The organism is Microbacterium testaceum (assembly GCF_001476285.1).
In the GTDB taxonomy this organism is placed as follows: Bacteria; Actinomycetota; Actinomycetes; order Actinomycetales; family Microbacteriaceae; genus Microbacterium; species Microbacterium testaceum_B.
Genome location: NZ_LDRU01000039.1, coordinates 37,834 through 52,268, shown reverse-complemented (window position 1 = coordinate 52,268; position 14,435 = coordinate 37,834). Strand labels below are relative to the sequence as shown.

Annotated in this window: 15 protein-coding genes and 1 pseudogene; 6 read left to right on the top strand and 10 right to left on the bottom strand. The window is 70.6% G+C overall.

What is annotated here, in order from left to right; translation table 11 throughout:
- Nucleotides 1–458: pseudogene (locus NS283_RS08175) on the top strand (DNA-3-methyladenine glycosylase 2 family protein); the annotation flags it as partial.
- Nucleotides 459–560: 102 nt separating this feature from the next.
- Here the strand turns inward: NS283_RS08175 and NS283_RS08170 are convergent.
- Entirely contained in the window at nt 561–1,394 is an 834-nt protein-coding gene (locus NS283_RS08170; protein ID WP_058596365.1) for a siderophore-interacting protein, read from the bottom strand.
- Nucleotides 1,395–1,447: 53 nt separating this feature from the next.
- On the opposite strand from NS283_RS08170, the gene NS283_RS08165 reads away from it, so the two are divergent.
- Nucleotides 1,448–1,669 carry a hypothetical protein gene (locus NS283_RS08165; RefSeq protein WP_058596364.1) on the top strand — a complete coding sequence of 74 codons (222 nt, stop codon included), beginning with the start codon at nt 1,448–1,450 and terminating at the stop codon, nt 1,667–1,669.
- Nucleotides 1,670–1,676: 7 nt separating this feature from the next.
- On the opposite strand, the gene NS283_RS08160 is transcribed toward NS283_RS08165, so the two are convergent.
- The 4 genes from NS283_RS08160 to NS283_RS08145 are packed head-to-tail and all read right to left on the bottom strand — an operon-like array spanning nt 1,677 to nt 5,415.
- Nucleotides 1,677–2,435 carry an iron ABC transporter ATP-binding protein gene (locus NS283_RS08160; protein WP_058596363.1) on the bottom strand — a complete coding sequence of 253 codons (759 nt, stop codon included), beginning with the start codon at nt 2,433–2,435 and terminating at the stop codon, nt 1,677–1,679.
- Complete coding sequence (locus NS283_RS08155; protein WP_058596370.1) at nt 2,432–3,442, bottom strand: iron chelate uptake ABC transporter family permease subunit; 1,011 nt, start codon at nt 3,440–3,442, stop codon at nt 2,432–2,434. The genes NS283_RS08160 and NS283_RS08155 overlap by 4 nt, the downstream gene beginning before the upstream one ends.
- Nucleotides 3,435–4,409 carry an ABC transporter permease gene (locus NS283_RS08150; RefSeq protein WP_058596362.1) on the bottom strand — a complete coding sequence of 325 codons (975 nt, stop codon included), beginning with the start codon at nt 4,407–4,409 and terminating at the stop codon, nt 3,435–3,437. Before NS283_RS08150 ends, NS283_RS08155 begins: the two co-directional genes overlap by 8 nt.
- Nucleotides 4,410–4,449: 40 nt before the next feature.
- On the bottom strand, nt 4,450–5,415 hold the full coding sequence (locus NS283_RS08145; protein WP_058596361.1) for a siderophore ABC transporter substrate-binding protein: 966 nt from the start codon (nt 5,413–5,415) through the stop codon (nt 4,450–4,452).
- Between the two features lie 89 nt (nt 5,416–5,504).
- Between NS283_RS08145 and NS283_RS08140 the strand changes: the two genes are divergently transcribed.
- Nucleotides 5,505–6,275: a siderophore-interacting protein gene (locus NS283_RS08140; protein WP_058596369.1), complete on the top strand. Its 771-nt coding sequence runs from the start codon at nt 5,505–5,507 to the stop codon at nt 6,273–6,275.
- A 22-nt stretch (nt 6,276–6,297) separates the two neighbouring features.
- Here NS283_RS08140 and NS283_RS08135 read toward each other — a convergent pair whose 3' ends face one another.
- Nucleotides 6,298–8,043: a S16 family serine protease gene (locus tag NS283_RS08135; RefSeq protein WP_058596360.1), complete on the bottom strand. Its 1,746-nt coding sequence runs from the start codon at nt 8,041–8,043 to the stop codon at nt 6,298–6,300.
- A complete protein-coding gene (locus NS283_RS19225) occupies nt 8,040–9,008 on the bottom strand; it encodes a GNAT family N-acetyltransferase (RefSeq protein ID WP_153003309.1) in 969 nt (322 codons plus the stop codon). The genes NS283_RS08135 and NS283_RS19225 overlap by 4 nt, the downstream gene beginning before the upstream one ends.
- Before the next feature lie 98 nt (nt 9,009–9,106).
- Between NS283_RS19225 and NS283_RS08125 the strand changes: the two genes are divergently transcribed.
- On the top strand, nt 9,107–9,397 hold the full coding sequence (locus NS283_RS08125; protein WP_058596359.1) for a DUF4287 domain-containing protein: 291 nt from the start codon (nt 9,107–9,109) through the stop codon (nt 9,395–9,397).
- Between the two features lie 10 nt (nt 9,398–9,407).
- Here NS283_RS08125 and NS283_RS08120 read toward each other — a convergent pair whose 3' ends face one another.
- Entirely contained in the window at nt 9,408–10,016 is a 609-nt protein-coding gene (locus tag NS283_RS08120) for a MerR family transcriptional regulator (protein WP_058596358.1), read from the bottom strand.
- Nucleotides 10,017–10,087: 71 nt separating this feature from the next.
- On the opposite strand from NS283_RS08120, the gene NS283_RS08115 reads away from it, so the two are divergent.
- Together NS283_RS08115 and NS283_RS08110 are read left to right on the top strand one after the other, a co-directional pair.
- Entirely contained in the window at nt 10,088–10,588 is a 501-nt protein-coding gene (locus NS283_RS08115) for a DUF4188 domain-containing protein (protein ID WP_058596357.1), read from the top strand.
- A 16-nt stretch (nt 10,589–10,604) separates the two neighbouring features.
- Complete coding sequence (locus NS283_RS08110) at nt 10,605–11,465, top strand: sulfurtransferase (RefSeq protein WP_058596356.1); 861 nt, start codon at nt 10,605–10,607, stop codon at nt 11,463–11,465.
- 18 nt (nt 11,466–11,483) lie between these two features.
- Here the strand turns inward: NS283_RS08110 and NS283_RS08105 are convergent, their stop codons facing one another.
- Both NS283_RS08105 and NS283_RS08100 read right to left on the bottom strand, forming a co-directional pair.
- Nucleotides 11,484–12,818, bottom strand: a complete 1,335-nt coding sequence (locus NS283_RS08105; protein WP_058596355.1) for a flavin monoamine oxidase family protein — start codon at nt 12,816–12,818, stop codon at nt 11,484–11,486.
- Between the two features lie 147 nt (nt 12,819–12,965).
- Complete coding sequence (locus NS283_RS08100) at nt 12,966–14,348, bottom strand: amino acid permease (protein ID WP_440589441.1); 1,383 nt, start codon at nt 14,346–14,348, stop codon at nt 12,966–12,968.
- Nucleotides 14,349–14,435 lie beyond the last annotated feature (87 nt).

Below are 14,435 nucleotides of genomic sequence, written 5' to 3'. Positions count from 1 at the left end.
CCCCGCGGCCGCTGTTCGCCCCGCCCGACATCGACGGGTGGCGGCATGTCCCGTCGTGGGCGTGGCATCGCGCAGGACTCGAGCCTCCGCAGTCCCGCACGATCGTCGAGACGGCGCGACGCGGCGAGTCCGTCGTGCGCGCGGCGAGCGCCGCCACCGACGGCGAAGCCCGCGACCGCGTTTTCATCAGCCTGCGCGGGGTCGGGATCTGGACCAGCGCCGAAACCCGCATCCGCGCTTTCGGAGACCCGGATGCCGTGAGCGTGGGCGACTATCACCTCGCGCACCAGGTGGGATACGCCCTCACCGGCCACCGCACCGACGACGACGGCATGCTCGAGCTGCTCGAGCCCTTCGCGGGACACCGCCAGCGCGTGATCCGGCTCATCTACGTCGGCTCGGCGCTCGAACCGCGCCGCGGCCCGCGCCTTCATCCCGAAGACCACCGCGACCGCTGACCACCTCGGCCTCCGCATCGCCGGGAGAAGCGAGCGCGGCGCCCCACCGACATCTGCGGGAGAAGGGTGGGCCGGGCGATGAGAACCGACGACCCGTCGACGTCAGTGACCCCGCGGCGCCCGCCAATACCCGGTGAACGAGATCGCACGCTTGTCGACGCCGACGCGCACCCACTGCCGGCGCATCGCGGCCACGAGCGACTGCTCGCCCGCCACCCACGCGTAGGCGGGCGTCTCCGCGGCCTCCGCGATCGCCGCGTCGCGAACCGACGTCCCGGGCGTCTCGCGCGGGTCGACGCGGACGACCCATCGCACTTCGACACCCGCGGGAGCGACGAGGTCGCGCACGTCCCCCGCATCGGGGACTTCGATCATCGCGGTGCCGGTGGCGTCGGCGGGGAGGGATGCAAGGATTCCGGAGATTGCGGGGAGCGCCGTCTCGTCGCCCACGAGCGCGTAGGGTCCCGTGAGACCGGCGGCCGGGGTGAAGAGAATGCCCTCGTCGAGGATCGCGACCGCGTCACCCGGGCGGCAGGTCTCCGCCCAGGTCGCCGCGGGTCCCGCGGTCCCTTCGTCCGCGGAGCCGTGCAGCACGAAATCGATGTCGAGTTCCGGGCCGTGCTCGCCCGAGGGGCGGAACCCCGCGACGGTGTAATTGCGCAGGACCGGACGCTCGGTCTTGGCGATTGCGAGATATCGGAAGTACGCGAGGGTGTCGAGCCTGTTCGGCAGGCGCGAGAGCGAGCCCTCGGACACGGGGAGGAACAGTCGGAACCACTGGTCCCGTCCCTGCGGCGAGAAGCGCTCGAGGTCGTCACCGACCACCGTCACGCGAGCGAACGAGGGCGAGAGACGTCGCCGCTCCCGCACGCGGAGGGTGAGGAGTTCGCTCTTCTCGGGCTTCTGCCGCGTCTGCGCGGCGTTCGTGCGGGCCATGGTCTTCTTTCGCGTGAGGGTCGGGGGTGTGGGGCTGCCCCTAGGCTGGGCGCATGACGCAGACGGGAACGGGTTGGCCGCGCGGACGCACGTATTGGGTCCTCGGCAGCGTGGTGCTGTTCATCGTCGGCATCCTGTTCGGCCTGGTGTGGCAGAACGTGTGGCTCGGCCTGATCCTGGCCGCCGCCGCGTCGGTGGGATGGCTCATCGCGTACGAGTCGAGCCGCGGGCGCAACGTCGGCGTGAACGACGAGGACAACGGCATCCAGCTGTGACCGCGACTCATCGGTAGTACACCGCCAAGGGGTACGCGCCGTCTCGGCGCACCTCCACGGGGGTGCCGAAGACGTCCTCGAGCGTCGAGGAGGTCATGAGGTCGTCGGGCGTGCCGACGTGCACGACCCTCCCCTCGGACAGCGCGACGATGCGGTCGGCATAGGCCGCCGCGAAGTTGATGTCGTGCACCACGATGACGATCGTCTTGCCGAGCTCGTCGGCAGCCCGCCGGAGCTGGCCCATCATCGCGACGGCGTGCTTCATGTCGAGGTTGTTCAGCGGCTCGTCGAGGAGGATGTAGTCGGTGTCCTGCGCGAGCACCATCGCGACGTAGGCCCGTTGGCGCTGTCCGCCGGAGAGCTGGTCGAGGTACCGACCCGACAGCTCGGTCAGGTCGAGGAAGGCGATGGCCTCGTCGATCCTCGCGTGGTCGTCGGCGGTGAGACGGCCTTGCGAGTGCGGGAAGCGCCCGAAGCCGACGAGTTCGCGAACGGTGAGGCGGGTGACGAAGTGATTCTCCTGGCGGAGGATCGACACGATCTTCGCGAGCGCGCGTCCGGGGGTCGTCGTGACGTCGTGACCCGCGATGGTGACGCGACCGCTCGTCGCCGTCGCCAGGCGCCCCACGATCGTGAGGAGGGTCGACTTGCCCGCACCGTTCGGGCCGACGAGCGCCGTCACCCCTCCGGCCGGGATGTCGAGGGTCACGGGACCGAGCACGGTGAGGTCGCCGTAGGTCATGGTGACATCGGTGAGCGAGATCACAGGCTGCCCTTTCGAAGCAGGTAGACGAGGAAGAACAGGCCGCCGACGAACTCGATGATGATCGAGAGCATCCCGGCGGCGTAGAACACGTGCCGCAGCACGAAGTAGCCACCGAGCAGGGTCGCCATGCCGAGCAGCACGGCGAACGGCAGCACCACGCGGTGCTGCGCCGAGCCCGCGAGCTGGTACGCGAGGGTCGCGACGATGAAGCCGAAGAACGTCATCGGACCCACCATCGTCGTCGACACCGAGATGAGCACGGCCACGAGCACGAGCATCCCGACGACCTCGCGCCGGTAGGTGAGTCCCAGATTGACGGATGCCTCGCGGCCGAGCGCCAGCACGTCGAGGCGGTGTCGCGCGCGCCAGACGAGCACGAGCACCACGGCGACGACGAGGGCGCCCCACGGCAGGTAGTCGGCATCCGAGTTCGACAGGTTGCCGAAGAGGCGGGCCGACAGGATGTCGAAATCACTCGGGGTGAGCAGCCGCTGCATGACCGTCGAGAGCGAGCCGAAGCCGACCCCCAACACCACGCCGACCAGCAGCATGATGTGGAGGTTGCCGCGGCGGCCGGCGAACAGCCAGCCGTAGAGCAACGTGGCGAACCCGACCATGAGCACGCTCTGGACCACGACCTTGAGCAGGCCGTCGGTCGCCGAAAGCGCGGCACTGCCGAAGAAGAACACCAGCGCGGTCTGCATCACGACGTAGAGCGCGTCGAACCCCATGATCGACGGGGTCAGGATGCGGTTCGCCGTGGCCGTGTGGAACAGCACCGTCGCGACCGCCTGGCAACAGGCGACGAGGGCGATGGTCGCGACGCTCACGACGCGCAGGTTGACGGCGAGCCAGAAGGCACGCGAACCGGGCTCGCCCGGCACGTTCCAGGTCAGCACGCCCACGGCCGCGACCACGACGACGAGCGCCAGGATGCCGAAGCGCACGGCGATCCGCGGACGGCCGAGCCGGATCGCCGGGGCGGGGCGGGTCAGCACCTCAGCCACGGGCACGCATCCTCAAGAGCAGGGTGATGAACACCGCGGAGCCGACGACCCCGAGGATCATCGAGACGGGGACCTCGAACGGCATCCGGATCACCCGTCCGACGATGTCGCACACGACGACGATGGCCACGCCGCCGAGGCACACCCAGGGCAGGTTGGCGCGGGCGTTGTCGCCGCGCCACATCGACACGAGGTTCGGCACGACCAGTCCGAGGAACGGCAGGAAGCCGACGACCACGGTCGTGACGCCCGTGGCGACGGCGACGAGACCGGTGCCGATGAGCATCACGCGCGTGTGATCGAGGCCGACGGAGGTCGCGATGTCGCGACCGAGGCCGGCGACCGTGATGCGGTCGGCGTAGAGGAAGACGAGGAAGACCACGATCGCCACGACCCAGAGCACCTCGTACCGCCCGCGGACGATCGAGGTGAAGCTGCCCATGAACCACGTCCCGAGCATCTGGAGGGAGTTCGTCGACACGGCGAGATAGGTCGTGAACGCCGAGACCACCGCACCGAGCATGATCCCGATGAGCGGTACGACGAGAGAGGTTCGCAACGAGATCCGGCGCAGGATGCCGATGAAGATCATGGTCCCGACGAACGCCGCGACGGATGCCACGACCATGCGCACGAGCAGAGGTGCGGCCGGTGCGAGGAGGACCGTGACGAGCAGGCCGAGGGCGGCCCATTCGGAGGTGCCGGTGGTGGACGGCTCGACGAAGCGGTTCTGCGTGAGCAGCTGCATGATCAGGCCCGAGACGGCCATCGCGCAGCCGGCGAGGACGAGCGCGAGCGTACGCGGCACACGCGAGATGAAGAACATCTCCGCGCCGAAGGAGTCGGCCGCCAGGTCGTAGGCCCCGACGAAGAGCGATGCGACAACGAGCGCGGCGACACCCGCGGTGGCCGCGGGCAGCGCGAGGCGCCGGGCGAGCGTTCGAGGGGGGTGAGCGGTGACGATCATGGTGAGGGTGGGGGGCCCGGCATCCGGACCCCCACCGGGATCAGGAGGCGAACGCCTCGGCGGCCGAACGGTAGAGCTTCGTGTACGCCTGGATGCCCTCGTCGAGGTAGAAGCTGCCGTCGAGGTACACGATCTGGTTCTTCTGCACCGCGGGGACGTTCTTCAGCGCCTCGGCGTTCTCGACCAGTTCCTTGGCCGACACGTAGCCGTCCTCGCCGAACATCGCGTCGCGATCGAGCACGAACAGCCACTCCGGGTTCGCCGCGGCGATCGCCTCGACGCTGATGTCGTCGCCGTGCGACGCGTCCTCGGCCGCGCGGTCGAGAGCGGGCGTCAGGCCCAGCGTCGGGAAGAGGTGGCCGACACCGCGGCCCTCTCCGGGAGCGGCGTACGAGATCTTCCCACCGGAGGTGATCAGGCCCATCACCGTCTGCGACGGGTCGTAGGCGGCCTTCGCGTCGGCGATCGCGGCATCCAGGTCGGCGTTCAGCTTCTCGGCCTCGTCGTTCTTGTCGAAGACCTGGCCGAGGATCGCCGTCTGGCGCTTGAGCTCGGACGTGTGCTCCTCACCGTCGCGCGGGCTCGTCTCGATCGTGGCGGGCTGGATCTCTTTCAACTGGTCGTAGATCTCGCGGAAGCGGTATCCGCCGACGATGAGATCGGGGTCGGCGGCGAGGATGTTCTCGATGTTCGGCTCGCGGTGCAGGCCGGCATCGAGCACCTCGTCGCCGCCCGAGAGCGAGGGCCAGAGGTCGTACATGAGGGGCTTGGGGGCAGCGACGAGCTGCACGCCCCACTCGCTGAGCGTCTCGAACGTCGTGTTGTCGAGGGCGACGACCCGCTCCGGGGCCACCGGAACCTCGATCGAGCCGTGGTTGTCTTCGACCGTGACGGTGGTCGCGGCGGCCTGCTCGGCGGGAGCGGCCGCACCCGAGGCGCAGCCGGTGAGGGCCAGAGCCGCCGCGACGGACGCGGCGGCGAGGGGACGGATCAGACGGGTACTCATGCGGGATCTCTCCAGTGCTGTATGTGCGGTGGGGACCGGCCACACTCCGGGGCCGGTCGCGAAGTTAGGTTAGCCTTAGCTTTGTGAAGATGTCGAACCCGGCCCTCGGGGCCCGCCTCGAACCCCGCCGTCACGAGCTGGTCTTCCGCTCGGCGAGGCTCGCCGCCCGAACCTTCCTGACTCCGTCGTACGTCCGGGTGCGGCTCGAGGGGGTCGACCTCCGGGGTTTCGACTCGCCCGGCGCCGACGATCACATCCGCGTGTTCTTCCCCTCAGAGCCAGCGGGCGATGTCCGGTCCGCGCCGAGCCGCGAGTACACCCCGGTGAGCTGGGATGCCGAGAGCGGCTGGCTCGACATCGACGTCGCTCTGCACGGCGACGGGGTCGGCAGTCGCTGGGCCGAGAGGGCTCCCCTCGGCACGCCCGTCGGCGTCGGAGGGCCACGCGGGTCGATGGTGCTCGTCGGACGCCCGGACGCGTGGCTCCTGGCGGGCGACGAGACGGCCGTTCCCGCGATCCGCCGATTCGCCGCGGCGATGGACGACGACGCCGTCGGTCGCATCGCGATCGAGGTTCCGGATGCCGCGCACGACCTCCCCGTCGCCGCTCCGCCGGGCGTGCAGGTGATTCAGGTGCACCGGGGCGACCGACCGGCCAGCGAAGAACTCGCGGACTGGCTCGACGCGCTCGACGTCGAGGAGCAGCCGGAGGGATGCGTCTTCGGGTTCGTCGCCGCGGAGCAGTCGATCGTCCGGGCCGGACGGGCTCTGCTGCTCGATCGGTGGTCGGGCGACCCCGCCGCCACCGTCGTCAAGGGCTACTGGAAGCGCGGAACGGCCGAGTACCACGCGCCGCACTGACGGCGGGGCGGCGGGCGCTGCCTCACTCGCGCTCGACGCCCGCCGCGAACGCGAGTACGCGTGCCCGCAGGAACGGGGTCGCGTAGACCGCCGATGCGCCGGGAGCGGGGGCTGCCGTGGCCGTCGCCGTCGCGTCGCTGAGGGCTCCGCGGACGAGCGACACCTCGGCCCCCGCGTCGGAGAGTGCCTCGACCGCGCGAACCGCGTACTCGTCGCCGACGGCGATGCGCTGCTGGACAGCCGCCGTCGGGTCGACGCCCTCGGGAACGCGCACCGCCTGCTGCGTGGCGAGCGGCGGAACGGTGCGGCTGAAGGCCGTTGCAGCGAGGGCGAGACCGAGCCACGTGTCGCCGTCGGCGATCGACTCGAGATCGTCGCGGGCGGCGTCGAAAGCCGCGAGCCGCACAGCCGGCAGGTCGCCCACACGCACGGGCGCCTCGCCCGCACGCGACTCGTACGCATCGGTGGCCGCGATCGCCGCCCGCCGCAACAGCGAGCCGAGGCCGTCGAGGTCGGCGTCGCGCGAGATCGACCCCGCCCCGGCGCCGAGCGCATCGCGCAAGGCTTCGCTCTCTTGCGCGCGGGCGAGCGCCGAAGCCGCGAGCGCCGCGGCGGTCGGCGCCGCTTCTTCTCCCGCGGCGAGCGCGGTCTCCGCGTAGGCGGCGAGCGCGTAGGCATCGGCGGCGGCTCCGACGACCTCGAGCGAGAGATCGGCGGCGTCGAGCGTTCCGGGAGGATTCTGGGACGCCGCGGCCAGCAGGTCTTCCGCCGCCGCGCGCGTGGCACCGACCGACGCCGCGTCGACCTCCGGTGCCCCGGCGACTGCGGCGACGTCAGCCGCGGCCGCGGCGGCAGCGAATGCTCCGCCGTCGTCGCCGGCATCGCGCAGTGTCCGGGCGCGATCCGCGGCGGCGCGGGAGTGCTCGGCCAGGGACGCGTCGGTCGCCGTCTCGAGCGACGATTCCGTGCGGGCCAGGGCGCTGTCGATGGCGACGTCGAATGCATCATCGCCGGGCTCGGTCGGCCCCTCGGTCGCGGTCGGCAGCGGGGTCGGCGAGGCGGCGGGCGTGGGGAACGCCGACTCGGGCAGGTCTTCGCCCGTCATGATCGCGTACGCACTGGCCAGGTCGGCGACCTCGGTGATGGTCATCCCGCCGGTCGCCGCGACCTGATCGAGGTCGACCGATCGACCGTCGGCATCCGCGGCGATCCGTTGTCCGGCCGGCACGAGGATCGTGTCGATGCCGCCCGCCTCAATCGCCGCCGCCACCTGTTCAGGCAGGCCCGCAACGGGGCTCACGGTTCCGAAGGGGGTCACGCCGCCCGCGAGGGCGACACCGGGCTGGATCTCGGTGCCGTAGTAGAGCGCGAGCACGCCGACCGCGGTCACGGCCCCGGCGGCGGGGGTGTTGATGCGCGCGTCGAAGCCGAAGGTGTACGCCGTGTCGGGACGCGCTCCAGTGAGGAGCGTGGCCGCGGTGACCGCCGTCCACGTCGCGGACTGCGTGACCGGGGCGACGCCGCTGACGTCGTTCTCGGTGATGTCGATGCTGAGGTCGCCGCCGTCGGCCGCCTCGGCGGTGATCCGTTGCGACGCCACGCCCCCCTTGCCGCCGCTGACATAGAGCACCGGAACCGTGAGCTCACTGCCTTCGAAGTGCCCGTCGGGCTTGCCGCCGAAACCGAGTGAGAACCCGAGGTCGCACCCCGCGAGCACGAGAGTGCACGCAAGGGCCAGGGCCGTCACCGCCGCCGCGCGGGCTCTCACGCGTCGGCCTCGCTGACGTAGAGCGCGCAGGTGGTGTCGTAGTAGTCGGCCGTCTCACCCGCCGGGCGCAGCCCGATGCGCTGCGCGACGGCGCCGGAAGCCGTGTTCGCCGGATTCGTGACCGCCACGATCGTGCGGATTCCGTTCTCGTGCGCGAGCGCGAGGACCGCGGCCGCGGCCTCGGTGGCGTACCCGGACCCCCACGCGTCGGGGTGGAAGTGCCAGCCGATCTCGATGTCTTCGGGTCGCCCGTCGCCCGCGCCCACCGACCAGGGAATGTGCTTCAGCAGCACCGATCCGAGCCGGCGGCCGTCGCGCGTCTCGACGGCTCGGACCCCCAGGATGCCGTCGGCCAGGCTCGTCCAGCGGTCGATGGTCGCGTCGACCTCGGCCGGATCGGTCATCACCCGGCCGTTGCCGAGGTACTGCCGGACTTCCGCTCGCCGGTACATGTCGAAGAGGAACGCCCGGTCGTCGTCGGACCGCGTCCACTCGCGCAGGACGAGGCGCTCGGTGTCGAGGCGGGTACGCCGCATGGGCACGTGCGGGATGCCGTCCTCGGCGAAGGGCTCCCCCGACACGACGAAGCCGAACCGGCCGTACCAGGACGCCAGGTGGGCCTGGGCATCGAGAAGGATCGGGATGCCGGGGGCCTCGGCATCCAGAATCTCGACGGCCTCGCGCATGAGGTCGGCAGCGAGGCCACGGCCACGGGCTGCGGCAGCGGTGGCGACGCGGCCGATGCGCGTGTTCGTCGGCTCGCGCAGGAGGCGGAGGGTCGCGAGCACCTCGTCGCCCTCGCTGACCCACATCAGCTCGGCACCCGGCTCGATGTCACGACCGTCGATCTCGGGGTAGGCCGCCTCTTGCTCGACGACGAACACCGTCACGCGCAGCCAGAGAAGGCGATAGAGGGTGCGGGGGTCGATCTCGGCGACGGGCGCCCGGTGCAGGGTGACGGCCATCCTTCGACCGTACCCCGGGGTGCCGACATCACTGACGCGGGTGCTGCCGACTCCGATGAGGCGTGGACGATGTCGGAGGAGAGCGCTAGCCTCCGGTCATGTCCTTCCAGGCGTATCTCGACAACATCGAAACCAAGACCGGGCTCACCCCGCGACAGTTCATCGCGCTGGCAGAAGAGCGCGGGTTCGGCCCGGGAGCCAAGGCGACCCCGATCCTGCAATGGCTGAAGGACGACTACGACCTCGGCCGCGGGCACGGAATGGCGCTCGTGCACGTGATCACCAAGGGACCGAATATCAGCGACAAGCACGTCGGCCGACCCGGCGCCCACGGCGACAAGAGCGACACCCTCTGGCTCGACGGAGCGGCGACAAACCCGCATCCCTGAGCCGAGAAGGTCACCCCGTGCCGAAGCGTCGCGACGCGGCGACCTGCTCGGCGACGCGACGGAGGGCGAGGATCAGCGGCTCGACGAGGGTCGTACCGAGCACCACGTACCGTACCGCGTCTTCGATCGACGTCGCGGGCGTCGCGGCGAGTTCCGCGTCGGCGATCGCGGACAGGTGCTCAAGGTACGCGGCCATCACGGGCTCGGGCACCGTGAACCCCGCGCGCTCGAGCGTCGCGAGGGCATGAGCGACCGCGGCGAGCTGATCGGGGAAGCACTTCTCGGGGGCTCCCCCCATCCTTTCGAGCAGGGCCGTGGCCTCGGTCAGATCCGGCTCGCCGGCGATGACGGGCGTGACGGCAGCGTTCGCCGCACCGAGAAGGTCGTAGGGGTTCTCGGGCGGCTCCTCGAGCACGCCGACGACCTTGCGCACGCCCGCGATCCCGACGCCGGCGTCGACGAGCGCGCGGATGACCCCGAGGCGCTGCACGTGCGCGGTGCCGTAGGACGCCTGCGTGGGCGAAGAGCGCTCCCCCTCGGGCAGGAGCTTCTCTCGCAGGTAGTACTTGATCGTCGCGACGGGGACGCCGCTCGCCGTCGACAGTTCCGAAATCCGCACGCCGACCCCCTTGACTCGATAGTCCTACTATCTAACACTGGATAGCAACACTATCGAGTGAGGACGAGCCCATGGCATCCATCAATCAGGGTCGCATGACCCACCGTCACGAAGGCGAACTCGTCGTCTTCCACATCGGAATGACCGTGAACAAGTGGTGGCGGCCCGATCAGTGGATGCCACTGATGGGCGACATGCCCCGGATGCTGCGTGAGCTCATCACCGACCCCGAGTCGGGGCTGCTCGGCTCCACGATGCTGCTCGGGGCGCGCGGACCCTACCTCGTGCAGTACTGGTCGTCACTCGAGAAGCTGTACGCGTACGCGTCGGCCCCACAGCAGGAGCACCGCCCCGCGTGGACCCGCTTCAACCGGCGAGCCCGAAAAGTCCCCGGTGCCGTGGGCGTCTGGCACGAGACCTACATCGTCGAGCGCGCCGAGACCATCTACGTCTCGACGCCTGCGATGGGCCTCCCGAAAGCCACCGAGATCGTGCCCGTCGCGTCGCGCCACGACCGCGCACGGGCGCGCGCCGCCGACGGACTGACCCGGGGTCCCGCCCCGGTGAGCTGAGGGCCAGACTGGGATCATGCCCTCGATCCTCACGACCGCGCCCGACCTGCACGCCGCCCTCGCCGCCGGGACCTTCCCCGACGGCGGGCGCGTGCGCGTCCTCGACGTCCGCTGGCGCCTCGACCGCCCCGACGGGCGCCCCGAGTACCGCGCCGGACACATCCCCGGCGCGCAGTACGTCGACCTCGACCACGATCTCGCCGCCCACGGCGCGCCGACCGAGGGCCGGCATCCGCTCCCTCCGATCGAGACGCTGCAGGCCGCCGCGCGACGCTGGGGCATCGACGCGGGCGACACGGTCGTGGTCTACGACGACCTGAAGAACATGTCGAGCGCGCGGGCGTGGTGGCTGCTGCGGTACGCGGGGCTCGCCGACGTCCGCCTGCTCGACGGTGCGCTGTCAGCCTGGACCGACGCGGGATTCGAGCGGGAGGAAGGGGATGCCGAGCCCCCGACGCCCGGGACGGTCGACCTCGCGTACGGGTCTCTGCCCACGCTCGAGCTCGACGAGGTGGGGTCGTTCGCCGAGTCCGAGCTGCTGCTCGACGCCCGCGCCGGCGAGCGGTACCGCGGTGAGGTCGAGCCGATCGACCCGCGTGCGGGTCACGTTCCCGGTGCGATCAGCGCTCCGACGACCGAGAACGTCGGCGGCGACGGACGCTTCCTCGAACCGGACGAGCTGCGTTCTCGCTTCCGGATGCTGGGGGCCGAGGACGGCATGACCGTGGGCGTCTACTGCGGCTCCGGGGTGACGGCGGCGCATCAGGCCGTCGCACTGACACTCGCGGGATTCGAGCCGCGCGTGTTCCCGGGATCGTGGAGCCAGTGGTCGAACCACGAGGAGCTGCCCGTGGCGACCGGGCCGGAGCCGCGGTAGCGCTCCCCGATCCCTTCGTCAGGCGCCGCCCGACGACCAGAGGTCGCTCACCGGGATCTCGCGCCCGAGTACGTTCTCGGCCGCACGGTGGCCCGAGAGCATCGCACCGGGAACGGTCGCCGGGTCGTCGCCCCACGTCGCCTCGCCCGCGAGATGCAGCACCCCGCCCACCGGGACGGCCAGCTGGTCGTGGTCGGGACCGACCGAGCCAGGAAGCATGTACGCGTACGAACCGCGCGCGAACGGATCGTCCTGCCAGCGCGTCACGACCGCGCTCTCGGGTTCGGGGATGTCGTTCCCGAACAGGAGCCGCAACTGCGCCACCGTCGAGGCGACGATCTCCTCGTCCGACCACTCGCGGGTCGCGACGGCCGCCGGACCGGCGGCGAAGGTCAGCAGGGCGGGCTCGTCGTGGATCCGGCCGAGGTCGTACCACGAGTGCCACCACTCCCCCTCGGCACCGAGCTGACGGATGCCGTAGACCCCGGCATCCCAGAATCTCTCGGGGAAGCGCAGCACGACCTTCTCGAAGGCGTTCATCCGCAGCAGTCCGAGGGCACGGCGATGCGCCTCGGGCAGCTCGGGCTCGATCGAGAGATCGCCGGACTGCAGAACACCCACGGGGACGGTGACGATCGCGTTCTCGGCCGAGAAGGAGCCGCGGTCGGTGTCGATCGTGACGCCCTCGAGCGACCAGCGCACCGCCGACACCACGTGTGACAGCCGCACGTCGACCCCGTCGGCGAAGTTGCGGGCGAGCTCGTCGTATCCGCGGGGGAAGACCACCTCGTCGCCGTTGACGGTGTCGTCGTCGAGGCCGTGCGCCCCGAGCCCTGTCATCGCGACGCCGTACTGCTCCTGGGCGCGACGATCGTTGTACTCGCGCACGCGCGCCTTGCGCTCATCGTCCCAGTCCTGCTGGGCCAGCGCCCGCTCGACGACGTCGGCGTACGTGGCATCCGGAGCGGAATCGGCGATGACATCGACGAGGGCCGCGTTCAGGGAGCGAATGTCGGCGGCGTACTGCTCGACCGCTTCGGCGGAGAAACGCCCGCCGTTCTCATCGAAGTACGTCAGCGGACGACCGGCCGGCTGGTAGCCGCCGACCGTGAACTCGACCATCGGCATCCCGAAGGCGCGCGCCGCCTCGGCGACCGGGCTGTCGTCGATGCCGTGGATCCACGACGCTCCGCGGTCGGTGACGTGTCCGCCGGAACGATCGGTGTGGGTCCGGCCGCCGATCCGGTCGCGCGCTTCGAGCACGATGACGCGGCGTCCGGCACGCGTGAGCAAGCGCGCCGCGGCGAGACCCGACACACCTGCCCCCACGACGATCGTGTCGACGGTCTCCACGGATGCCTCCCCAGCGTCGGACACGCCCCCGGCCGGGGCCGCGTCGCCTTTCCGGAGAACGTACTGTGTCCCGCCCGCCGGCGGCAGTCACCACGATGGACGGTGCCGCGCGCCGGTTTCGACGGCGCGTATAGGCGGGTGCCCGGCTCAGGCGACCGGCGCCTCCTCGTCGAGCGGGCGCGGGGTGACGCCCTTTCGGCCGTAGCGCCACCAGAAGTACAGGTAGCAGAGGCCGACGAACGGGATGCCGAAGTACAGGGCCGGAGCCTGCTCGGGGTCGAAGGCGATCGCGACGATCGAGGCGGTCAGCAGGACGAACGCGAGGATCGGCACCACCGGATAGAAAGGCGTGCGGTAGACGAGCGTCGCGACATCGCCCCCGCCGCGGACGAACGCGCGCCGGTGGAAGAACTGCGCGGCGACGATCGACATCCACACCGCCACCGCGGCGAAGCCGGCGATCGAGACGAGCACGAGATAGACGGTCTCGGCGGCGATGACACTCGAGATGAGCGAGACGAGACCGATCGCCAGGCTCACCAGGAGGGCGATCATCGGGATGCCACGGCGGGTGAGCCGCGTGAACGCGCGTGGCGCGTAGCCCTCTTCGGCGAGGGAGAACAGCATCCGCGCACACGAGTACAGGCCGCTGTTCCCCACCGAGAGCAGGGCCGTGATGACGACGAAGTTCATGATGTCGGCCGCGTACGGCACGCCGACGTACTCGAAGACGTCGACGAAGGGGCTGGAGCTGAGCCCCGCCTGCTCGTAGGGAAGGAGCGCGGCGATCACCGTGATCGAGCAGACGAACAGCACGAGCAGCCGCAGCACGGTCGACCGCAGCGCGCGCGGGATGTTGCGTCCGGGATCCTTCGTCTCGCCCGCGGCGACGCCCACGAGCTCCGCGCCGCTGAACGCGTAGAAGACGGCGAGAGACGTGATGAGCACGCCGCCCAGTCCCGCCGGCAGCAGACCGTCGGGCGTCTCGAAGTTGCTCAGCAGCACCGCCTCGTGCGGGCTGGTGGACAGCGGGGTGAACCCGAAGATCGCCATGGTCCCCAGCACGATGAGCGCGAGGATCGCGATGACCTTGATGGCCGCGAACCAGAACTCCGTCTCCCCGAACACGCGCGCCGAGATCGCGTTGAGGGTGAACAGGATGCCGGCGAACACCAGACACCACACCCACACGTCGACGTTCGGGAACCACCGCTGCATGAGGATTCCGGATGCCGTGAACTCCGACCCGAGGGCGACCACCCAGCAGAGCCAGTAGAGCCATGCCGTGACGAACCCGGTCGCCGGCCCCATCGTGCGCGCCGCGTAGATGTGGATCGACCCCGAGACGGGGTAGACGACGGCGAGTTCGCCGAGGCACACCATGACGAGCCACACCACGAAGGCTCCGAGCAGGTAGGCGAGCACGGCCCCGAGGGGTCCCGCCTGATGGATCGTGTAGCCGGAGCTGAGGAACAGTCCCGACCCGATCACGCCGCCGAGGGCGATCATCACGAGGTGGCGGGCGCTCATCGCACGGCGCAGCTGCCGTTGCGGGGCGGGCTGTGTCGTGGATGGATCCGAGGGGCGGTTCATGGATGTGCTCGCATTCGTGCTCGG